The sequence below is a fragment of the Shimia sp. R11_0 genome, from assembly GCF_017744035.1.
GTDB lineage: Bacteria > Pseudomonadota > Alphaproteobacteria > Rhodobacterales > Rhodobacteraceae > Shimia > Shimia marina.
In genome coordinates, this window is sequence record NZ_JAGHQY010000008.1 from 172,401 (window position 1) to 190,185 (window position 17,785).

A 17,785-nucleotide genomic window follows, 5' to 3' on the forward strand; every position below is an offset into this window, starting at 1 on the left:
GTGGGGGGCTCTTTCGGAGATTTTGCTGAGGCAAGGATGGTGCGTGATCGTGCTGGATCGCGATATGCGTGATCTTACGTAGACGGCGACACAGCGGCTCATACTTTGTAATTTGAGTGACCGGGCCGCGCTGCAGGCGGCCTGTGGGGATTGTCTGAGCTTTGCCGAGAGCATTGATCTTGTGATTTACAATGCTGGGCTGACCGCGATCTGTGGTGCGTCTGAGCTGCGAGAAGATGCACATCGTCGTCTTTTTGAGGTCAATTACTTTGCTGCAACTTTCATGGCGCAGGCGTTTTTGGAGGCGCTGCGCGCATCCAGTGGAACACATCTGGTGGTGACATCAGTGGCAGGGTTTGCTCCTCTGCGTTATCGTAGTGCCTATGCGGCCAGTAAACATGCGCTGACTGGCTTCTTCGGATCTTTGAGCGCGGAAGAGGAAGCGTATGGGGTGCATATGGCTCTTGCAGTCCCTTCTTTTGTGGTCATATTTTGTGGTCATAAATCCTGGACAGCGCCCGGATGCGATGGGCCTTTCACCTCCCGGTGCGGCCAAAGGTGCTTTTGACAGTATGACGGCAGAAAGCGCTGTGAAGGCCATTCTGCGTGGTGTGCAACAGCGTAGGCATTTTATTCCAGTCGGTCGGGTGGCCTGGATGTCTGTTCTCTTGATGCGTCTTTCACCAGAATTCTACCACCGAATTATGTCGAGATCCGTACCGCAAGAAGATCCCTAGTCGGCGAAATCTAACATATAAGTATGTAAATGGTTACTTTTTATTGATTGGATTTTATTGATGAGACTCTCGGCTTAAGTATCTGATTTAAAATTTAATATTAAGGAACTTAAAGTGGAGGGTTGCTCCCGATTTTCCTGAGCGCTTGACAATATTTCTGGGCAAAACGTGGAAGACGCTCTAAGGCCGCAGCGTATCAGCATCAAAAATGGAGCCCAAAGTTATGAAGAGTTTCTCTCAGAGTTTTATTACATATGAGGCGGCACAGGCGCTGGTCGGCGCTGCGCTGGCGCATGCCAAGTCGCAAAGCTGGTCTGTCGCTGTTGCGGTCGTGGATCCGAGCGGCGGGCTGGTTGCCTTTGGGCGTGATGATGCTGCGGCACCGCCGGTCGGCGGCTTTGCCACGGACAAAGCTTATACTGCTGCCACGCTCCGCAAAGCCTCTGCAGCATTCGGAGAAAGCATGCTCAGCAGTCCTACTTTGGGGCTTGGTGTGGGCACGCGTGGTCGATTTCTGACTTGGGGTGGTGGGCTGCCTATCTATGAGCAAGGGCATTTGGTTGGCGCGATTGGCGTTTCTGGAGCCAAAGAGCCTGAGGATATCGCTTGTGCCGTGGCGGCCATTGAGGAGGTGGGCTTCAGTGCTGAGGTCTAAGGTCATAACATAAAGGGGAGTATTGCATAAAAAGAGCGGGCTGCTTCATCCCGCTCTAAATACTTGTCCTGCGATCGCTTTCGTTCAGGGAGCGGCGTCAACGGCAACCAGACGCATGATCGTGTCGACGTTGAAGTCGATACGGTCTTTCAGTGCGGTGTCTTCCATCAGGTCCCTATTGAATAGAAATGACCCGGTGAAACGGTTGGTCAGATAGTAATACCCGATCGCAGCAATGGTGATATTGAGTTGTGTGGCGTCAATTCCTGCGCGAAAATCACCGCTGTCTTCGCCGCGTTTCAGGATCGAAGACACCATATCTACCAATCCGCGTGTGGTCTCTCGGAGAGTGTCTAGTCCCTTGATGTGCTTGGCGCGGTGGAGGTTCTCGCTGTTGACCAGCGTAATAAATTCCGGATTTTTCAGATAGTAGGACCACGTAAAGCGTACCAGTTTTTCAAGCGCCTCGCGGGGTGGCATGTCGTCAAGTTTCAGGCGCTGCTCTGCGTCACGAATATCTAGATAGGCTTCTTCAAGTACCGCCCGAAAGAGATCCTCTTTCCCGCCAAAGTAATGATAAATCATACGTTTGTTGGCGTTTGCGCGTTCTGCGATCTCATCTACCCGCGCACCACCCAGTCCGCTTTTTGCAAACTCTTTCTTGGCGGCCAGAAGGATTCGCGCTCTGGTGGCTTCTGCGTCTCTTTTGCGTTTTTTGGTGGCTTCGGCCATGATGTTTTTTCCTTTTGCTGCGCCCAGGCAAGCCCGGAAAGTCTCCGTTCTTTCAAAAAATTAGCCGGTGTAGCCCTTTTCTGATCACCTCTTTGAAGGTCTGTCGTCAAGGGGCAAGTGGATAATCCATGCCAATGCTATTGCGAATGAGGCACGGTCGAATGGGTTGACATGCGCTTCCTTAGTGAAGTAACCAGTTAGTGCATTAAGCGCAGCGCTGGACAGAAATGGGGGCCGCGTTTCCGACAGGGTACGGAGGTACTTCCCCGCGGAAAGACAGCAGGTAGGAAGCCAAAAAAGCGTTTTGTGAGACTTGAATGAAAAGGGAGGATACCATGTCATTCATCAAGAAGTTCATTGAGCAGGAAACGATCAGTCGTCGTAATTTCCTGCTGGCCTCTGCTTATGGTGTTGGCGGTGTCGCTGCATCCAGCATGTTGGGCGGCGTTGCACGCGCTGCGATTGCGGATCCAACTGTGGCTTGGAGCTATCGCAACCGTACAAACCCATATTGGAACGAAATCGTATCCGGTGGTGAAGCTTTCATCGAAAGTCTGGGTAAACCCAAAGAATTTCTCACGCATCTGATCAACGAAGGCTCCTCCGAGAAGTCTCTTTCTGACGTAAAGGCGCTCCTGTCCAAAACCAATGGCGATCTCGCGCTGGCCATCGACACCAACGACGCCCCTAACGCGCGCCCGATTGTCGAGGCCGTGGCGCAGGCAGGTGGGTACGTATCCACCATCTGGAACAAAACCGACGATCTGCACCCATGGGATTTTGGCGACAACTATGTGTCCCACATGACTTGGTCTGACGAAGGCCCAGCCGAGCAGACCGCACGCATCCTCTTGGACGCCATGGGTGGCAAAGGCGGCGTTGTGCACCTTGGTGGTATCGCCTCCAACAACCCTGCCATTGAGCGTCTTCAGGGCCTTAAAAACGCGCTCAAAGATTACCCGGATGTAGAGCTGCTGGCCGCAGAACCCGCTGATTGGGACACGCAGAAAGCCAACCAAGTGATGAGCGCCTTCCTCACACGCTATGGCGATGAGATCAAGGGTGTGCACTGCGCCAACGATACCATTGCTTACGGTGTGCTCGAAGCATTGCGTGCGGAAGGCATCGAAGACATGCCGATTGTATCTTATGATGGCAACCCACAGGCAGTGCAGCTGGTTGCGGAGAAGAAAATTCTCGCAACCGTCTTCACCAACCCTCACTGGGGTGGCGGCATAACTGCTGCGCTGGCCTATCATGCTGCCATTGGCACCTTCAAACCATCTGAAGAACCAAACGCACACCGTGAGTTCTACGGTCCAGCTGTATTCGTGACGCCAGAAGATGCCGTGGAATTCAAAGCCAACTACATCGACAGCGTGCCGAAGTACGATTGGAATGACTTCTGGGGTCCGACCAACGGTCAGATCGCCTACAAGTAAACTCCCCGGATGGGGTGGCTCCGTGATGTCATCCCGTCTCTCCTCAGGCCGCGCAGCACCGCTGGCGCGCGTGGCCTGCCCTTTGTGGCCGGGGCATGGCCAATTGACTAATCTCTAAACGGAGTGGGAACAGGTGGGCAGTGTGCTGACACGGGATGTTCTGATAAAATGGGCACCTTTGATCGTTCTTATTGTGCTGGTGTTGTTTTTCGCAGTGATGGAGCCGCGCTTCTTTTCGCTGCGCAATTTTGCCAGGATCGGCATTTCATCCGCGCCTGCGCTGATGGTAGCGATTGGCGTGACCTTCATCATCATTATGGGGTCCATTGATCTGTCGATGGAGGGCACTGTCTCGGTCTGTGCCGTTGTCTTTGCGTTTGCTTTTATCGCCATGGGAGGCACTTTGGCCTCATTCGCGTGGCTTGCTCTGCCGTTGGCACTATTGGTGGGCGCCGTGGTTGGCCTCGTCAATGGCATGGTCCATGTCTGGTTGAAAATCCCATCTTTCATGGCCTCGCTTGCCATGGGCTTTGTTGGAACAGGTTTCGCTCTGCTTCTGACTGGTGGAGACCGCGTCCGTGTTCAGGATGAACTCTTCCGGTCATTGCTCACCGAACGCTGGTTTGGGTTTCCAATCATGTGTTACGTGGCGCTGATGTTTCTGCTGATCGGTTGGTTCATTCAGACCCGGACCACATTGGGACGCAACTTCTATGCTGTGGGCGGCGGCGAAGAGCTGGCCCATGCTTCTGGGCTGAATGTGAACCGCGTTCGCATCCTTGGTTTCATGCTCGCAGGTGTCTTCTATGCGGTTGGCGCCCTGCTGGCCGTGGGGCGTATCGGTATCGCGGAAACCGCCACCGGCTCCAACTTCATGTTTGTGTCGATCACCTCGGTAGTGGTTGGCGGCACCGCGCTCTGGGGTGGTATCGGCGGTGTGTGGAACACGCTCATCGGCGTTCTCATCGTGAACGTAATCAATAATGGAATGGTGGTGATCGGCCTGCCAGGCTACGTCCAGGATGGCGTGCTGGGGGTATTGGTCATCCTCGCGGTTGTGCTCTCCACTGACCGCAAATCCGTCACCTTCGTGAAATAGGGCGCGGGATATGTACGAACTTCAAAAAGTAGACAAGATCTTCCCGGGTGTGCACGCGCTCAAAGCCGTGGATTTCAAGATTGGACGCGGCGAGATTGTGGGCCTCGTTGGGGAAAACGGTGCTGGCAAATCGACTCTGATGAAGGTGATCTATGGCGCCTATCAGCCAGACGGTGGCGATATCACCATTGATGGCACCAAAGTGCGCTTCCAAAACCCACGTCAGGCGATGGACCACGGCATTGGTATGGTGTTTCAGGAACAATCCCTGATCACCAATCTCACCGTAATGGAGAATATCTTCCTCGGCTTTGAGCAGCAATTCGTTAGCTTTGGCGTGATCAACTGGAAAGCCATGGCGGCTGCCGCTCGCCGACAGCTTGAAAAGGTCAAGCTGGACATTGATCCTGCCACTATCACCTCGCAACTGTCCTTTGCTCAGCGTCAACTCGTGGAGCTCGCCAAAGTGCTGACATTGGAAGAGCGCATTGATGGAGATCTGGTGATCCTTCTGGATGAGCCAACTTCGGTGCTCGCCAAGGAGGAAGTAGAGCTTCTGTTCAGCCTCGTGCGTGAGTTGACCAAGCGTGCTTCCTTCATCTTCGTAAGCCATCGAATGGATGAAGTCTTGGAATTGTCCGACCGCATCTATGTGATGAAAGACGGGGAAGTGGTGGACGTGGTGGACCATGATCAGGCCGATGTGGATGCAATCCAACACAAGATGGTGGGCCGTGATGTTGATAAAGAATATTACCGCGAGCAGAAACAGCAGCCTTATCGGGCTGAAGCGCAGCCGCTGGTGTCGTTCAAAAACGTTTCAGTAGAGCGCAAATACAGCGACATCAGCTTTGATCTGCATCCGGGCGAAGTGCTCTGTCTTGTAGGCACCGAAGGCTCTGGCCGCGAAGCCATTCTGCGCACGATCTTTGGTCTGGAAACCCCCACTGAGGGTCAGGTCGCCCTGAAAGGCTCTGAGATCACGTCGTTCAACGCTCAGTCCGGTGTGGCCAATGGCGTTGGCTACATTCCGCGCGAGCGTAAAATTGAAGGCATTGTGGCGGGCATGAATGTCTATGAAAACATGACGCTCAGCCAAATGGGCAACTACGCCAAAAGTGGTGTGCTCAGCATCGGCGAGGAAAAGGCTCTGGCGCGTAAATGGATTGAGCGTTTGGCCATCAAAACGCCTGATGTCTACAAAGATTGCGGCGGCCTGTCTGGCGGCAACCAGCAAAAGGTGGTGCTGGCGAAATGGCGCTCTGCCGGATCTGACATCATTCTGCTTGATCACCCCACACGCGGCTTGGACATCGGCGCCAAAGAAGATGTTTATGACATGGTGCGCGAAATGTCCGATGATGGTGTTGGCATCGTGCTTGTGGCCGACACCTTGGAAGAGGCCATTGGGCTGAGCCACACAATCATTGTGCTGAAAGATGGCGAAGCGCAGAAGCGCTTTGATTGCAGCCCGGGCGACAAGCCTTCGCTCTATGACCTTGTCCACCACATGATCTGAGGACTTTAAGATGACTTCCAAGACCATGACTGCTGTCAGCTTTGCGCGGATCAAACCGCATCTTCCCTGGATCACCCTTCTGGCATTGGTGCTGATTGTGGGGATTGCCGACGCCAACTTTCTGCGCCCGGCCAACCTCATCTCCATGGCTGCCGATATTGTGCCTTTGTTCATCATGGCGCTGGGCATGACCTTTGCCATCTATATCGGCGGCATCGACCTGTCGGCGCAATCCATCGCCAATATGACCACGGTCATTGCCACGCTGGCCTTGCCCACCTACGGCATCGGCACGGCTGCGATCTGCATTCTGGCCGGTTTGGCCATGGGTGCGGTGTCAGGATATGTCACCACCAAATTACTGGTGCCTTCGTTCATCTCAACGCTGGCGATTGGCGGTGTGGCGTTTTCGGCGGCGCAATATATGTCCGGTCAGCGCGCGCTTTTCATGGATGCAACCATGCGCGACAGCACCTTTGGCTGGATGACGGGTGTGACTGCAGGTATCCCTCATGAGATCTTCATCGGCGGCGCGCTTGTTCTGGCAACCTGGTTCCTGCAGTCACGTACAACCTTTGGTCGCGCGCTCAAGGCTGTCGGGGCAGGGGAACCTGCGGCGGTGGCGTCGGGCCTGAACGTGACCCGTATCAAGATCATGGCTTTTGCAGTGTCTGCGGGACTGGCGGCAATTGCAGGCCTGCTGTTCTCGGTGAAGCTTTCCGGCGGCTCACCCACATTGGCCAATGGCTTCCTTCTGCCTGCCATCGTGGCAGTGCTTGTTGGCGGCACGCCGCTGACCGGTGGTGTGGGCGGCGTGGTCAACACGTTGATCGGCACGCTGATTGTGGCTGTGATCCGGTCCTCCATGCTCTACTTCGAAGTGGATGCGACCAAACAGCAGATGGTCTTTGGCTTGATCTTGATCGCGGCCATTGCCCTCACGATTGATCGCACCAAGTTGCGGGTGGTGAAATGACCTGCGCGACGAACGCAACAATGCGTGCTGCGGTCCTCACCTCGCCGGGGCGCTTTGAACTCAAAGATGTGCCACGGCCCAAGGCTGAGCGAGATGAAGTGCTGGTGCGCATCATGCGTGTGGGCATTTGCGGAACGGATGTGCATATCTTCAACGGGCATTATGCGGCAGAAAACCTGCCGATGATCCCCGGCCATGAATTCACCGGTGTGATTGCGGAGCTGGGAGAGGGCGTCACTGGCCTCTCAATGGAGCAGCCAGTTGTGGTGGACATGAACATCGGTTGTGGCAGCTGTTTTTGGTGCCGCCGCAATGAAATCCTGAACTGTCCAGAGATGCAGCAGATGGGCATCACAATGGATGGAGCCTTTGCAGAGTATATTGCGGTTCCGGCCCGCCTTGTGATCCCGGCACCTTCTAGTGTCGCGGCTGAAGTGCTGGCGCTCACAGAACCGTTGGCCTGCGTTGTACGCTGCGCACGCAAGGCGGACATCACCTTTGGCCAGTCGGTTGTCGTGCTGGGTGCCGGTCCGATTGGCAACCTGCATGTGCAACTGCTGCGCACCATTGGCGCAGCCCCCATCATCGTCGCCGATCTGTCAGAAGACCGTGTGCAGATGGCGCTGGAGGCTGGCGCGGACTATGGCGTCACTGATCCATCCGTTTTGGAGGCCCTCGTGCGGGAAAAAACCGACGGGCGCGGTGCGGATGTGGTGATCGAAAGCGTGGGATTGCCTGCACTTTATCAACAGGCAACTAGGTTGATCCGCAAAGGTGGCCATATCGCGGCCTTTGGTATTTCCGGGCCTGAAGATACGCTTGATCTCAACATCGTGCAGACCATCCTTGAGGAAAACTCCATCAAAGGCTCCGTCGCCGGGATGGGGCAGGATATGCATGACGCGCTTACGTTGCTGATCCATGAGCGCATCAAGACCCAACTATTCACAGCTGCATCTTACAGGTTGGAGGAGATTCAGGAGGCGTTTGACACATTGTCTACGCGCCCTGAGGACCTGAAGACGCAGATCGTCATCTGATCAAAGAGTCTGGGAGGACATAATGGGAAAGATCCTGATCATCTATGACAGCGAAAGCGATCGAAAATTCACTGCATCCATGGTGCCCCTTGTGCAAGAAGGCATTGAGCGTGTGGACGGCATGGAAGTGCGCGTGCGCCATGTGGATGAGGCAGAAACCGAAGATGTGTTTTGGGCAGACGGCATCGCCATTGGGTGTCCTACACATTTTGCTGGTATTTCCTGGAAAATGAAGAAGTGGTGGGACACGCGTGTGGCCGATATCTGGTTCAAGACCGATGGCAAATTTGCGGTTCCCTTCACCTCTGGCGGGTCTTTGGGGGGCGGAGGTGAGCTGACCTGTAACGCGCTCAGCCTTATGATGATGAATATGGGGTATTTCGTATTTGGCATCACCGATTATGTCGCAAAGAAAGAAAGCCTGCACTATGGCGCGGTGGTGGCCGGAGAGCCCCGTGCGGATCATGCCAAGGAGGCTTGCCGTCGCGCAGGTCAGCGTCTGGCAGAATGGGTGGGCTACTACATGGATGGGCGCAAGGAACTGCATCCTCTGGAGGCCAAATATCAACGGTTTTGGGAGCTCGCAGACTGATGGCAAAAGCACGCCTCTTGGTAGAACTGGATGTCAAAGCCGACAGCATAGAAGAGTTTGTCGCGATGTTTCGCGAAGAGTTCATGACTCGCTCACGCAGCGAGCAGGGCTGTGAACAATATGAGCTCTGGCGGGACAGCACGTCTGCCACAAAAATGACCATTGTCGAAGTCTGGAGCAGTCAGGCTGATCTGGACACCCATCTGGCTCAGGATTGGTTCTCCATCTGGGGCCCAAAGCTTGAGGCGATGCAGGCAACCCCCTTGGTTGTGCGCGCGCTCTCGTCAATCGAAGACTAAGATCTGGCGCCCGACCTATGGCGTCGGGCGCATTCAATACAGAGGACATCATGGACAATTCCAGCCCCATCCTGACCCCGCCAAGCGCGCCGCGTGATTTCGGTTTCTTTCTGGACGGTGCCTTTGTGCCCGCCGGAGAGCGCGATGTATTTGAACGTAGCTCGCCGGGCCATGGGGTGCCGGTGTCACGTTTGCCTCGCTGTAGCGAGGCTGATTTGAATGCAGCGGTCGCATCTTCGCGCAAGGCCTTTGATGATCGCCGCTGGGCTGGGCTGCCCGGTGCGGAACGTGCGGCGGTATTGCTCAAAGCCGCTGAGCTTATTCGCGAACGTGCGGAAGAAATTGCTTATTGGGAAACACTGGAAAACGGCAAACCCATTTCTCAGGCGCGGGCTGAGGTTGGGGGCTGTATCGGCATGTTCGAATTTGCCGCCGGTCTGGCGCGCGCGCTTCATGGCGATAGTTTCAATAACTCGGGTGATGGTGCCATGGGCATTGTCACCCGCGAACCCATCGGCGTTGTCGGATTGATTACCCCATGGAACTTCCCGTTCCTGATCTTGTGTGAACGGGTGCCGTATATCCTAGCATCCGGCTGCACGATCGTTGCCAAGCCCTCTGAGGTAACGGCTGTCACCACGCTGATGCTCGCTGAGGTCCTGTCTGATGCGGGCCTGCCGGATGGGGTCTTCAATGTGATCACCGGCTCCGGCAGCGTGATTGGCCAGAAGTTGGCTGAACATATGGATGTGGATATGCTGTCCTTCACGGGGTCCACCGCAGTGGGCCGCTCCGTTGTAGAAGCCTCTGGGAAAAGCAATTTCAAGAAGCTTGGTCTGGAGCTTGGTGGCAAAAACCCACAGATCGTTTTTGCCGATGCCGATCTGGATGATGCGGCAGATGGCGTCGCTTTTGGCATTGCCTTCAATACTGGCCAATGTTGCGTGTCCGGTTCTCGTTTGTTGGTGGAGCGCTCCGTCGCCGATGTGTTTGCCGAAAAAGTCGCCGAGAAACTGCGCAAGGTTCGCGTTGGCGACCCATTGGATGAAGCCACGCAAGCCGGGGCAATTACTACAGATGCCCAAAACCGCACCATCCTGTCCTATATCGCCAAAGGGCAGGAGGAGGGCGCGACGCTGATTTCCGGTGGCGGAACGCCTGAGATTTCCGGGGGCCAGTACATCGAGCCAACCGTCTTCACCAATGTTACGCGCGATATGGCCGTAGCCAGTGAGGAGATCTTTGGTCCGGTGCTCTGTGTCATGCCTTTTGACGATATGGACGAAGCCATCGCCATCGCGAATGACACCGAATACGGTCTGGCCGCCAGCGTCTGGAGTAAAAACATCGACAAGGCGCTGACCGTGGCGCGGCGTGTTCAGGCTGGACGCTTTTGGGTCAATACCACCTTGGCTGGCGGGCCAGAGCTGCCGATTGGCGGCTTCAAGGCGTCTGGCTGGGGGCGTGAGGCAGGCATGCATGGGGTTGAAGAATATACGCAGTTGAAATCGATCCATATCGAGTTTGGCAAGCGCAACCACTGGGTGGCGTAACACGTTTTGATCCCGCGCGATCTGAGCGACTGAACTTTGCTCCGCCGTTGGAAACGGGCGGCGGGGCTGACATAAGAACATGGCAAATGGGGGCCGCAATGGCACAGGCTGGATATGATTATGTGATCGTTGGGGGCGGATCAGCAGGCTGCGTATTGGCCAACCGCCTGACCGAAAACAGCGCAGTGCGCGTGCTGCTTCTGGAGGCGGGCGGCAAGGATAGTCATCCGCTGATTCATATGCCGGTCGGCTTTGCCAAGATGACGGATGGCCCCCATACGTGGGGCTTCAACACCGTACCGCAAGTCCATGCGAATCATCGTGAAATTCCCTATGCTCAGGCGCGTGTCATTGGTGGAGGCAGTTCCATCAACGCGGAGGTGTTCACCCGTGGAAATCCGGTGGATTATGACCGCTGGGCAAAGGAAGAAGGCTGTGAAGGTTGGTCTTTTGACGAGATCCAAAAGTACTTTATCCGCTCTGAACGCAATGCAATCCTCTCCGGTGACTGGCATGGCACCGACGGCCCGCTTGGGGTGTCCAATCTCAGCGCGCCACAGGAGATGACCCGTGCTTTTGTGCGCTCCGCACAAGAGGCTGGGTTGCCATATAACCCTGATTTCAACGGCCCCGTGCAGGAAGGCACAGGTGTCTATCAGGCCACGATCTGGAACAACAAACGCTGTTCAGCCGCCGTTGGCTACCTGAAGCCGGTGATGGGGCGACGCAACCTGACAGTGGAAACCGGCTGTGAGGTGCATCGCATCGTTGTCCAAAGCGGGCGCGCCATCGGTGTGGAATATGTGCGCGGTGGGAACAAGACCATCGTACAAGCGGATCAGGAGGTGCTTGTCACGTCAGGTGCTATTGGCTCCCCCAAATTGATGCAACTCTCCGGCATTGGCCCCGCAGCGCATCTGCGAGAGGTTGGTGTCGATGTTGTCCACGATCTTCCCGGCGTGGGTGAAAATCTGACGGACCATTTCGGCGTCGACATTGTCGCTGAGCTTAATGGTCATCAAAGTCTGGACAAATATGGCAAACCGCATTGGGCGCTTTGGGCAGGGATGCAGTACTATCTCTTTGGCTCTGGGCCCGTGGCATCTAACGTGGTGGAGGGCGGGGCCTTCTGGTATGGTGACAAATCCGCAGAAGTGCCGGATCTGCAGTTTCATTTCCTCGCCGGAGCAGGCGCAGAAGCCGGGGTGCCAAGTGTTCCCAAAGGCAGCTCCGGTATCACGCTCAATTCCTACACGCTGCGCCCAAAGGCACGTGGTTCTGTGCGTCTGAGGTCTAACAAGGTGTCTGATCTGCCGCTGGTGGATCCGAACTTCCTTGGTCATCCGGATGATCTTGCGATCTCGGTGGAAGGCGTCAAACACTCGGTTGAAATATTCAGCCAGCCAAGTTTGCAAAAATACATCCGCAAAATTCGCTTCCCCGATGACAGCGTGAAAACACAGGCGGACTATGAAGCCTATGCGCGCCAATATGGACGCACCTCTTATCACCCAACGTGCACCTGCAAAATGGGGGTGGATGATATGGCAGTTGTAGATCCGCAAATGCGCGTGCATGGCATTGATGGTCTGAGAATCTGTGACAGCTCAGCTATGCCCAGCCTGATCGGATCCAACACAAATGCGCCCACCATCATGATGGCGGAAAAGGCTGCTGATATGATCCGAGGTAATCACTGATCCAAGCTGGTACCTCCCTGCAGTCGGGCACAGCGCAAAAACTGACAAGGCGACGTCCTCGCGGGCATCGCCTTTTTGCTTGGACCGCTGCATATGTCGCATGATGACGTGGTCTCATGAAAAAGCCCGCCAAATTGGCGGGCGCGTTTGTTGTGTGCTTTGAGGGTTGTGTCGCCGATCAGTCCCACTCAGGTGCCCATGGCACCAAGTCACTGGTCACAATGCGAAAATCGACCTGCGTCATTGTATCAATTCGGGCCATATCGATATTGGACAGTGTGAAATCCATAACATCAAAATTGGCTTCGATATTGGCGCGTTTGGTGGACATGGTGTTGATGGAAACTCCTTTCTGCAAAATCCAGCGTAGCACCACTTGCGCGGCTGACTTTTTGTAGCTGGCTCCGATTTCGGCAAAAATGGCATGTTTGAAGACTTCGCCACGTGCCACCGAACAATAGGAGGAGAGGGGAATGCCCGTTTCAACGGCCGCATCCAGAAGCGCATCCTGATTGAGCAGAGGGTGGAACTCCACCTGATTGGTAGTGATCGGCGTCTCGATAATGTTGCGGGCATCGCGCATCATCTGAGCCGTATAGTTAGACACGCCGATATTGCGGGCAAGCCCTGCTTTGTGGGCAGCTTCCAGCAGTTTGAGAGAGGGGGCAATGTCGCCATCTGCGGGTGGCCAATGCAGTAGCAGGACATCAACGTAATCCAGCTGCAGCTTTTTCAGGCTCTCTTCAACAGAGGGCAGAAAAGCCTCTGGTCTGAAGTTGTCCGGGTGCACTTTGGTTGTGACGCAAATCTCATTCCGTCCAAACCCAAGATCTGCCAGAGCGGCGCCGGTTTCCTCTTCATTTCCATACATTTGAGCGGTGTCAAACGACCGATAGCCCACTTCCGCTGCATGTGTCATGGCGTCTCGCAATTCGCCCCCAGTCAATGGGAACGTGCCAAAAGTACGTTGATTTGTGCCTTGAAAATAGATGTTCACGGCGAACCTCCCTAACAGATTTATAAGTAACTTAATAGTTACTTAAGTTGCCGTCAAACAAAAGTGATGGCTGTTTTCCGGTTGATTTTCACCCCCCTCTGAGTCATATCAATATATAACCAGTTAGTTACATATGAGAGTCGAATGACCAAGCTGATGACCGCACGCGAGGCAGCAAACCTTGTTCCTGAGGGGGCGACTGTTGCCGTGAATTCCTCTTCCGGCCTGTGTTGCCCCGATGCGGTTCTGCAAGGTTTGGGGGAGCGATTTGATGAAGAGGGCGCCCCGCGCAATCTGACCTCCATCCATCCGATCGCGGCAGGGGACATGTTTGGCACCAAAGGTGTGGATCACATCGCCAAGCCTGGCCTGCTGACCCGTATCATTGGTGGCTCTTATCCTTCCGGTCCCTCCAAAGCGGAGCCCCCCAGGATCTGGCAAATGATCACCGCAGAACAGCTGCGCGCCTATAACGTGCCCTCTGGCGTGATTTTTGACATGCTGCGCGAGGCCGCCGCCAAACGCCCCGGCGTGCTGACGAAAGTGGGTATGGACACGTTTGTGGATCCGCAGATCGAAGGTTGCGCGATGAATCAATCCGCCCGCGAGGAAGCCATTGTGGAGCGGAAGAATTTTGACGGAGAAGACTGGCTCTACTTCAAAGCGATTGCACCCAATGTGGCCATCATCCGGGCCACCACAGCTGATGAAAAGGGCAACCTGAGCTTTGAGCAGGAAGGGGCCTATCTTGGCGCGATGGAAATGGCACTCGCTGCGCGCAACAACGGCGGTGTGGTAATCGCACAGGTCAAACGCGTCGCTTCCGAAGGCTCTATTCGCCCACATGATGTCCATGTGCCAAGCATTTTGGTCGACGCGATCGTTGAGGCTCCAGATCAACTGCAGACAACGGCCACCGCCTATGACCCGGCCATTTCAGGTGAGTTGATCCGCCCGCTAAACAGCTTCCGTACAGCCGAATTCAACGTTGGCAAAGTGATCGCGCGCCGCGTGGCTCAGGAGTTGAAAGATGGTTGGGCGGTCAACATCGGTTTCGGCATTTCCGCCAATGTGCCCCGCATTTTGGTCGAGGAGGGGCTGCACGGCTCTGTGACTTGGATGATCGAGCAGGGGGCAGTGGGCGGCGTGCCGTTGCTGGATTTCAAATTTGGTTGCTCCGCCAATGCCGAGGCCTTCGTCGCATCACCACACCAGTTCTGCTATTTTCAGGCCGGCGGATTTGACGCCTCGCTGCTGTCTTTCCTTGAGGTGGACAAGCACGGCTCTGTCAACGTCTCTCGGCTTTCGGCAATCCCGCACCGGACAGCAGGCTCCGGTGGCTTTGTCGACATTACCACGCGGGCACGTAAGATTGTCTTCTCCGGCAACTTCAACGCAGGTGCTAAGATGACAATTGAAAATGGAGCTCTGAAGATCCTGCAGGAAGGCAAAGTTGCCAAATTTGTCGAAGAGGTAGATCAGATTTCCTTCTCTGGCAAACGCGCCCGCGCACAGGGGCAAGACATCACTTATGTCACGGAGCGCTGTGTCATCCGTCTGACCGATCAGGGACTTATGGTCACAGAAATTGCGCCAGGTCTTGATTTGCAACGGGACGTTCTGGGTCAGTCGGCGACAAAACTCTTGGTGGCAGATGATCTCAAAGCCATGGATGCCGTATTGTTTAATCCGGCGCTCATGGGGCTTGAGCTGGCGGCACGTCCATGACCTTTGTCCGGCTTGAGATCTCAGAGGGCATTGCCCATCTGACCTTGTCACGTCCAGAGCGTTTGAATGCGCTGACACAGGATATGATGGATGATCTCCTGCTGGTCTGTCGCCGTATCGAGCGCGCTGAGGAGGCGCATGTGGTCATCCTCAGTGGTGACGGGCGTGCCTTTTGCGCCGGCGGCGACATCGATGCCTGGTCGGATCTGTCTGCACAGGACTTCTCGCGCCATTGGTTGCGCGACGGACATCAGGCACTTGATGCGCTGGCGCGTCTGCGCCAGCCTGTCATCGCCGTGCTCAATGGTCATGCCCTTGGCGGGGGGCTTGAGCTCGCAGCCTGTGCGGATCTGCGCATTGCTGAAGACCACATCCGCATTGGTCAGCCAGAGCCCGGGCTGGGGGTCATTCCCGGCTGGTCCGGTACGCAGCGCGCCGCCCGTCGCTTTGGGGCGCAGGTCCTGCGGCGCATGACCCTCTTTGGTGAGATGTTCTCTGCTGAAGAAGCGCTGACACTTGGGCTGGTGGATCACATTGCACCGCGAGGCGAAGGCCATCTGGCGGCAGAGGCTCTGGCGCGCAATCTGCGTCATCGGGGGCCTGTGGCCACGGAGATGGCAAAGATGATGATCAACTTTGCCGAAGGAGAAGAGCGCGAACGCGTCGTGGATGCCATGGCAGGGCGCATCGCGGCCTCGCACCCTGAACTCAAACAGGGGCTGGATGCCTTCAAAGAGCGTCAAAAGCCAGATTTCTGGAAGCGCTGAACGCCCTGCTGCGACATCTATCAGGTCAAGATCATATTGGGAGGAAACCATGATCCGTCATCTCGTCTACCTGCGCTTTCGCGCGGACATCTCTGAGGCTCAAAAGCGCGCGCTTTATCTGGATTTGGCGTCCCTTTCCAACCATATAGACGGCATTATTGATTTTCAGCATCGGGAGAATGTCTCGGTCGAAACGCCACTGGTTCGTAACTTTCTGGATATGTTCTGGTTTGATTTTGCCGACGCCTCCGTGCGGGATGTCTATCTAGAAGATGCCACACATAAGGCCATCGGAGGCCGCATTGTGGACTGTCTGGAAGGGGGCGCAGAAGGCGTGTTTGTCTGCGATATTGTTCTATGATTCAAGACGCGCCTTTTCTGACATCTCTTTTTGAGGCAGCGGTTGCCGCGGCAGATCCCTATCAGGCATTGCAGCCACATATGCCATCTCCTCCCAAGGGGCGCACCGTTGTGGTCGGGGCCGGCAAAGGGGCTGCGCAATTGGCGCGGGCCTTTGAAACCCTTTGGCAGGAGGCCGGTCACGGCCCTCTGTCCGGGGTTGTGGTCACGCGGTATGGGTATGCCACCCCTTGCGCGCATATCAAGGTTCTGGAAGCGGCACACCCGGTGCCGGACGAAGCTGGTCTTGATGCATCCCACGCGTTGTTTGATGCGGTTGACGGGCTGGGTCCTGATGACCTTGTTGTGGCGCTGATGTGTGGTGGAGGGTCCTCATTATTGCCATGCCCACCCAAAGGGCTGACATTGGAAGACGAGCAGACGATGAATGCCGCCTTGCTGGCGTCAGGCGCGCCAATCTCGGCGATGAACGCTATTCGCAAACACGTCAGTGGCATCAAGGGCGGACGTCTCGCGCTTGCGGCTTTTCCCGCAAAAGTGGTGAGTTTTGTGGTCTCTGACGTGCCGGGGGACGATCCCGCACAGGTGGCCTCTGGCCCCACCGTGCCCGATGATGTCACCCAAGCCATGGCGCTTGACCTGATCCAGAGCCACGCCATCGCTCTGCCTGAAAAGGTTCTGGCACATATCGCTTCTGACGAAGCGCAGGCACCGGCGCCGGACGCTCTGGAGCTGCAGAAAAACACGGTCACGGTGATCGCCTCTGCGGATCTTTCGCTTGAAGCGGCAGCGCAGGCCGCTATCGAAGCTGGTGTTCCGGCGGTGATCCTGTCTGACGCCATCGAAGGTGAAGCGCGCGAAGTGGCCAAGGTGCATGCGGCTATGGCGCGGGACATAGCCATGAAAGGGCGGCCCTTTGCGGCACCGGTGGTGCTGTTGTCGGGAGGGGAAACCACGGTGACCCTGCGCGGAACAGGGGGCAAAGGTGGACGCAACAGTGAGTTTCTGCTGTCATTTTCGAAGGAAATTGAGGACATCGATGGCATCTGCGCCATTGCGGCGGATACGGATGGGATTGATGGCTCTGAAGACAACGCGGGTGCCTTTGCGAATGGTGGCTCGGCGGCGCGCATGCGCGCGGCGGGGCGGGATCCAGCGCAAGATCTGACGACCAATAACGCCTATCGCGCGTTTGAGGCGGTGTCAGATTTGTTTTCTCCGGGCCCAACGGGCACAAATGTGAATGATTTCAGAGCTATATTGATCCGCTGATGGGGGATGTTTCTCCTGCGTGCATACCCGACCTTTTCGGAGGTCGGGTTTTTCTGTCCAACTCCACTCCACTTAAGTCATGCAAAAAGGCCCGCCGATGTGGCGGGCCTTTTGTTTTTTGTGGTTTGAAGCAAGCGCTGTGGCTTAGCCGAGTTTCTCGGTCAGGGCAGGGACGGCCTCAAAGAGGTCGGCCACCAGACCGTAGTCGGCCACCTGGAAGATGGGCGCTTCTTCGTCTTTGTTGATCGCAACGATGATCTTGGAGTCTTTCATGCCCGCAAGGTGCTGAATGGCGCCGGAGATCCCTGCTGCGATGT

Annotated in this window: 17 protein-coding genes and 1 pseudogene; 15 read left to right on the plus strand and 3 right to left on the minus strand. The window is 55.8% G+C overall.

The features are described from left to right. The first annotated feature begins 112 nt into the window (after positions 1-112). Both J7382_RS19990 and J7382_RS16415 read left to right on the plus strand, forming a co-directional pair. Positions 113-568, plus strand: coding sequence for an SDR family NAD(P)-dependent oxidoreductase (locus tag J7382_RS19990; RefSeq protein ID WP_247745063.1), 456 nt, complete (start codon positions 113-115; stop codon positions 566-568). A gap of 392 nt (positions 569-960) precedes the next feature. After that, a complete protein-coding gene (locus J7382_RS16415; protein WP_209070084.1) occupies positions 961-1,392 on the plus strand; it encodes a heme-binding protein in 432 nt (143 codons plus the stop codon). Positions 1,393-1,476: 84 nt separating this feature from the next. On the opposite strand, the gene J7382_RS16420 is transcribed toward J7382_RS16415, so the two are convergent. After that, on the minus strand, positions 1,477-2,124 hold the full coding sequence (locus tag J7382_RS16420; protein ID WP_209070085.1) for a TetR/AcrR family transcriptional regulator: 648 nt from the start codon (positions 2,122-2,124) through the stop codon (positions 1,477-1,479). A gap of 335 nt (positions 2,125-2,459) precedes the next feature. On the opposite strand from J7382_RS16420, the gene J7382_RS16425 reads away from it, so the two are divergent. The 9 genes from J7382_RS16425 (at position 2,460) to J7382_RS16465 (ending at position 12,344) form a co-directional block, all read left to right on the plus strand. Then, complete coding sequence (locus tag J7382_RS16425; protein WP_247745064.1) at positions 2,460-3,566, plus strand: sugar ABC transporter substrate-binding protein; 1,107 nt, start codon at positions 2,460-2,462, stop codon at positions 3,564-3,566. Positions 3,567-3,708: 142 nt separating this feature from the next. Continuing rightward, a complete protein-coding gene (locus J7382_RS16430) occupies positions 3,709-4,665 on the plus strand; it encodes an ABC transporter permease (protein WP_348540045.1) in 957 nt (318 codons plus the stop codon). Between the two features lie 10 nt (positions 4,666-4,675). After that, positions 4,676-6,184 (plus strand): sugar ABC transporter ATP-binding protein, encoded by a 1,509-nt coding sequence (locus J7382_RS16435; protein ID WP_209070088.1) that lies wholly within the window; start codon positions 4,676-4,678, stop codon positions 6,182-6,184. 10 nt (positions 6,185-6,194) lie between these two features. After that, positions 6,195-7,160 (plus strand): ABC transporter permease, encoded by a 966-nt coding sequence (locus J7382_RS16440; RefSeq protein WP_247745065.1) that lies wholly within the window; start codon positions 6,195-6,197, stop codon positions 7,158-7,160. A gap of 20 nt (positions 7,161-7,180) precedes the next feature. Then, a complete protein-coding gene (locus J7382_RS16445) occupies positions 7,181-8,200 on the plus strand; it encodes an alcohol dehydrogenase catalytic domain-containing protein (RefSeq protein ID WP_247745066.1) in 1,020 nt (339 codons plus the stop codon). A gap of 22 nt (positions 8,201-8,222) precedes the next feature. Further along, a complete protein-coding gene (locus J7382_RS16450; protein ID WP_209070090.1) occupies positions 8,223-8,792 on the plus strand; it encodes an NAD(P)H-dependent oxidoreductase in 570 nt (189 codons plus the stop codon). Next, positions 8,792-9,091 (plus strand): antibiotic biosynthesis monooxygenase, encoded by a 300-nt coding sequence (locus tag J7382_RS16455; RefSeq protein ID WP_209070091.1) that lies wholly within the window; start codon positions 8,792-8,794, stop codon positions 9,089-9,091. Before J7382_RS16450 ends, J7382_RS16455 begins: the two co-directional genes overlap by 1 nt. Before the next feature lie 50 nt (positions 9,092-9,141). Next, positions 9,142-10,644 (plus strand): aldehyde dehydrogenase family protein, encoded by a 1,503-nt coding sequence (locus J7382_RS16460; protein ID WP_209070092.1) that lies wholly within the window; start codon positions 9,142-9,144, stop codon positions 10,642-10,644. Between the two features lie 98 nt (positions 10,645-10,742). Further along, on the plus strand, positions 10,743-12,344 hold the full coding sequence (locus tag J7382_RS16465; protein WP_209070093.1) for a GMC family oxidoreductase N-terminal domain-containing protein: 1,602 nt from the start codon (positions 10,743-10,745) through the stop codon (positions 12,342-12,344). A gap of 178 nt (positions 12,345-12,522) precedes the next feature. On the opposite strand, the gene J7382_RS16470 is transcribed toward J7382_RS16465, so the two are convergent. Continuing rightward, positions 12,523-13,341 carry an aldo/keto reductase gene (locus J7382_RS16470; protein ID WP_209070094.1) on the minus strand — a complete coding sequence of 273 codons (819 nt, stop codon included), beginning with the start codon at positions 13,339-13,341 and terminating at the stop codon, positions 12,523-12,525. A 144-nt stretch (positions 13,342-13,485) separates the two neighbouring features. On the opposite strand from J7382_RS16470, the gene J7382_RS16475 reads away from it, so the two are divergent. The 4 genes from J7382_RS16475 to J7382_RS16490 are packed head-to-tail and all read left to right on the plus strand — an operon-like array spanning position 13,486 to position 17,468. Then, positions 13,486-15,069 (plus strand): acyl CoA:acetate/3-ketoacid CoA transferase, encoded by a 1,584-nt coding sequence (locus J7382_RS16475; protein WP_209070095.1) that lies wholly within the window; start codon positions 13,486-13,488, stop codon positions 15,067-15,069. Next, the gene (locus tag J7382_RS16480) at positions 15,066-15,836 is read left to right on the plus strand and encodes an enoyl-CoA hydratase/isomerase family protein (RefSeq protein WP_209070096.1); all 771 of its coding nucleotides are present in this window, start codon (positions 15,066-15,068) and stop codon (positions 15,834-15,836) included. The genes J7382_RS16475 and J7382_RS16480 overlap by 4 nt, the downstream gene beginning before the upstream one ends. Before the next feature lie 49 nt (positions 15,837-15,885). Then, a complete protein-coding gene (locus J7382_RS16485) occupies positions 15,886-16,197 on the plus strand; it encodes a Dabb family protein (RefSeq protein ID WP_209070097.1) in 312 nt (103 codons plus the stop codon). Continuing rightward, complete coding sequence (locus tag J7382_RS16490; RefSeq protein ID WP_209070098.1) at positions 16,194-17,468, plus strand: glycerate kinase; 1,275 nt, start codon at positions 16,194-16,196, stop codon at positions 17,466-17,468. The genes J7382_RS16485 and J7382_RS16490 overlap by 4 nt, the downstream gene beginning before the upstream one ends. A gap of 144 nt (positions 17,469-17,612) precedes the next feature. On the opposite strand, the pseudogene J7382_RS16495 reads toward J7382_RS16490, so the two are convergent. Next, a pseudogene (locus J7382_RS16495) lies at positions 17,613-17,785 on the minus strand (FAD-binding protein); the annotation flags it as partial.

Excerpts from the sequence above, each read along its gene's own strand:
- J7382_RS16415 (WP_209070084.1), top strand. The coding sequence starts at position 961 with ATGAAGAGTTTCTCTCAGAGTTTTATTACATATGAGGCGGCACAGGCG.
- J7382_RS16420 (WP_209070085.1), bottom strand. The coding sequence starts at position 2,124 with ATGGCCGAAGCCACCAAAAAACGCAAAAGAGACGCAGAAGCCACCAGA.
- J7382_RS16425 (WP_247745064.1), top strand. The coding sequence starts at position 2,460 with ATGTCATTCATCAAGAAGTTCATTGAGCAGGAAACGATCAGTCGTCGT.
- J7382_RS16435 (WP_209070088.1), top strand. The coding sequence starts at position 4,676 with ATGTACGAACTTCAAAAAGTAGACAAGATCTTCCCGGGTGTGCACGCG.
- J7382_RS16440 (WP_247745065.1), top strand. The coding sequence starts at position 6,195 with ATGACTTCCAAGACCATGACTGCTGTCAGCTTTGCGCGGATCAAACCG.
- J7382_RS16445 (WP_247745066.1), top strand. The coding sequence starts at position 7,181 with ATGCGTGCTGCGGTCCTCACCTCGCCGGGGCGCTTTGAACTCAAAGAT.
- J7382_RS16450 (WP_209070090.1), top strand. The coding sequence starts at position 8,223 with ATGGGAAAGATCCTGATCATCTATGACAGCGAAAGCGATCGAAAATTC.
- J7382_RS16455 (WP_209070091.1), top strand. The coding sequence starts at position 8,792 with ATGGCAAAAGCACGCCTCTTGGTAGAACTGGATGTCAAAGCCGACAGC.
- J7382_RS16460 (WP_209070092.1), top strand. The coding sequence starts at position 9,142 with ATGGACAATTCCAGCCCCATCCTGACCCCGCCAAGCGCGCCGCGTGAT.
- J7382_RS16465 (WP_209070093.1), top strand. The coding sequence starts at position 10,743 with ATGGCACAGGCTGGATATGATTATGTGATCGTTGGGGGCGGATCAGCA.
- J7382_RS16475 (WP_209070095.1), top strand. The coding sequence starts at position 13,486 with ATGACCAAGCTGATGACCGCACGCGAGGCAGCAAACCTTGTTCCTGAG.
- J7382_RS16480 (WP_209070096.1), top strand. The coding sequence starts at position 15,066 with ATGACCTTTGTCCGGCTTGAGATCTCAGAGGGCATTGCCCATCTGACC.
- J7382_RS16485 (WP_209070097.1), top strand. The coding sequence starts at position 15,886 with ATGATCCGTCATCTCGTCTACCTGCGCTTTCGCGCGGACATCTCTGAG.
- J7382_RS16490 (WP_209070098.1), top strand. The coding sequence starts at position 16,194 with ATGATTCAAGACGCGCCTTTTCTGACATCTCTTTTTGAGGCAGCGGTT.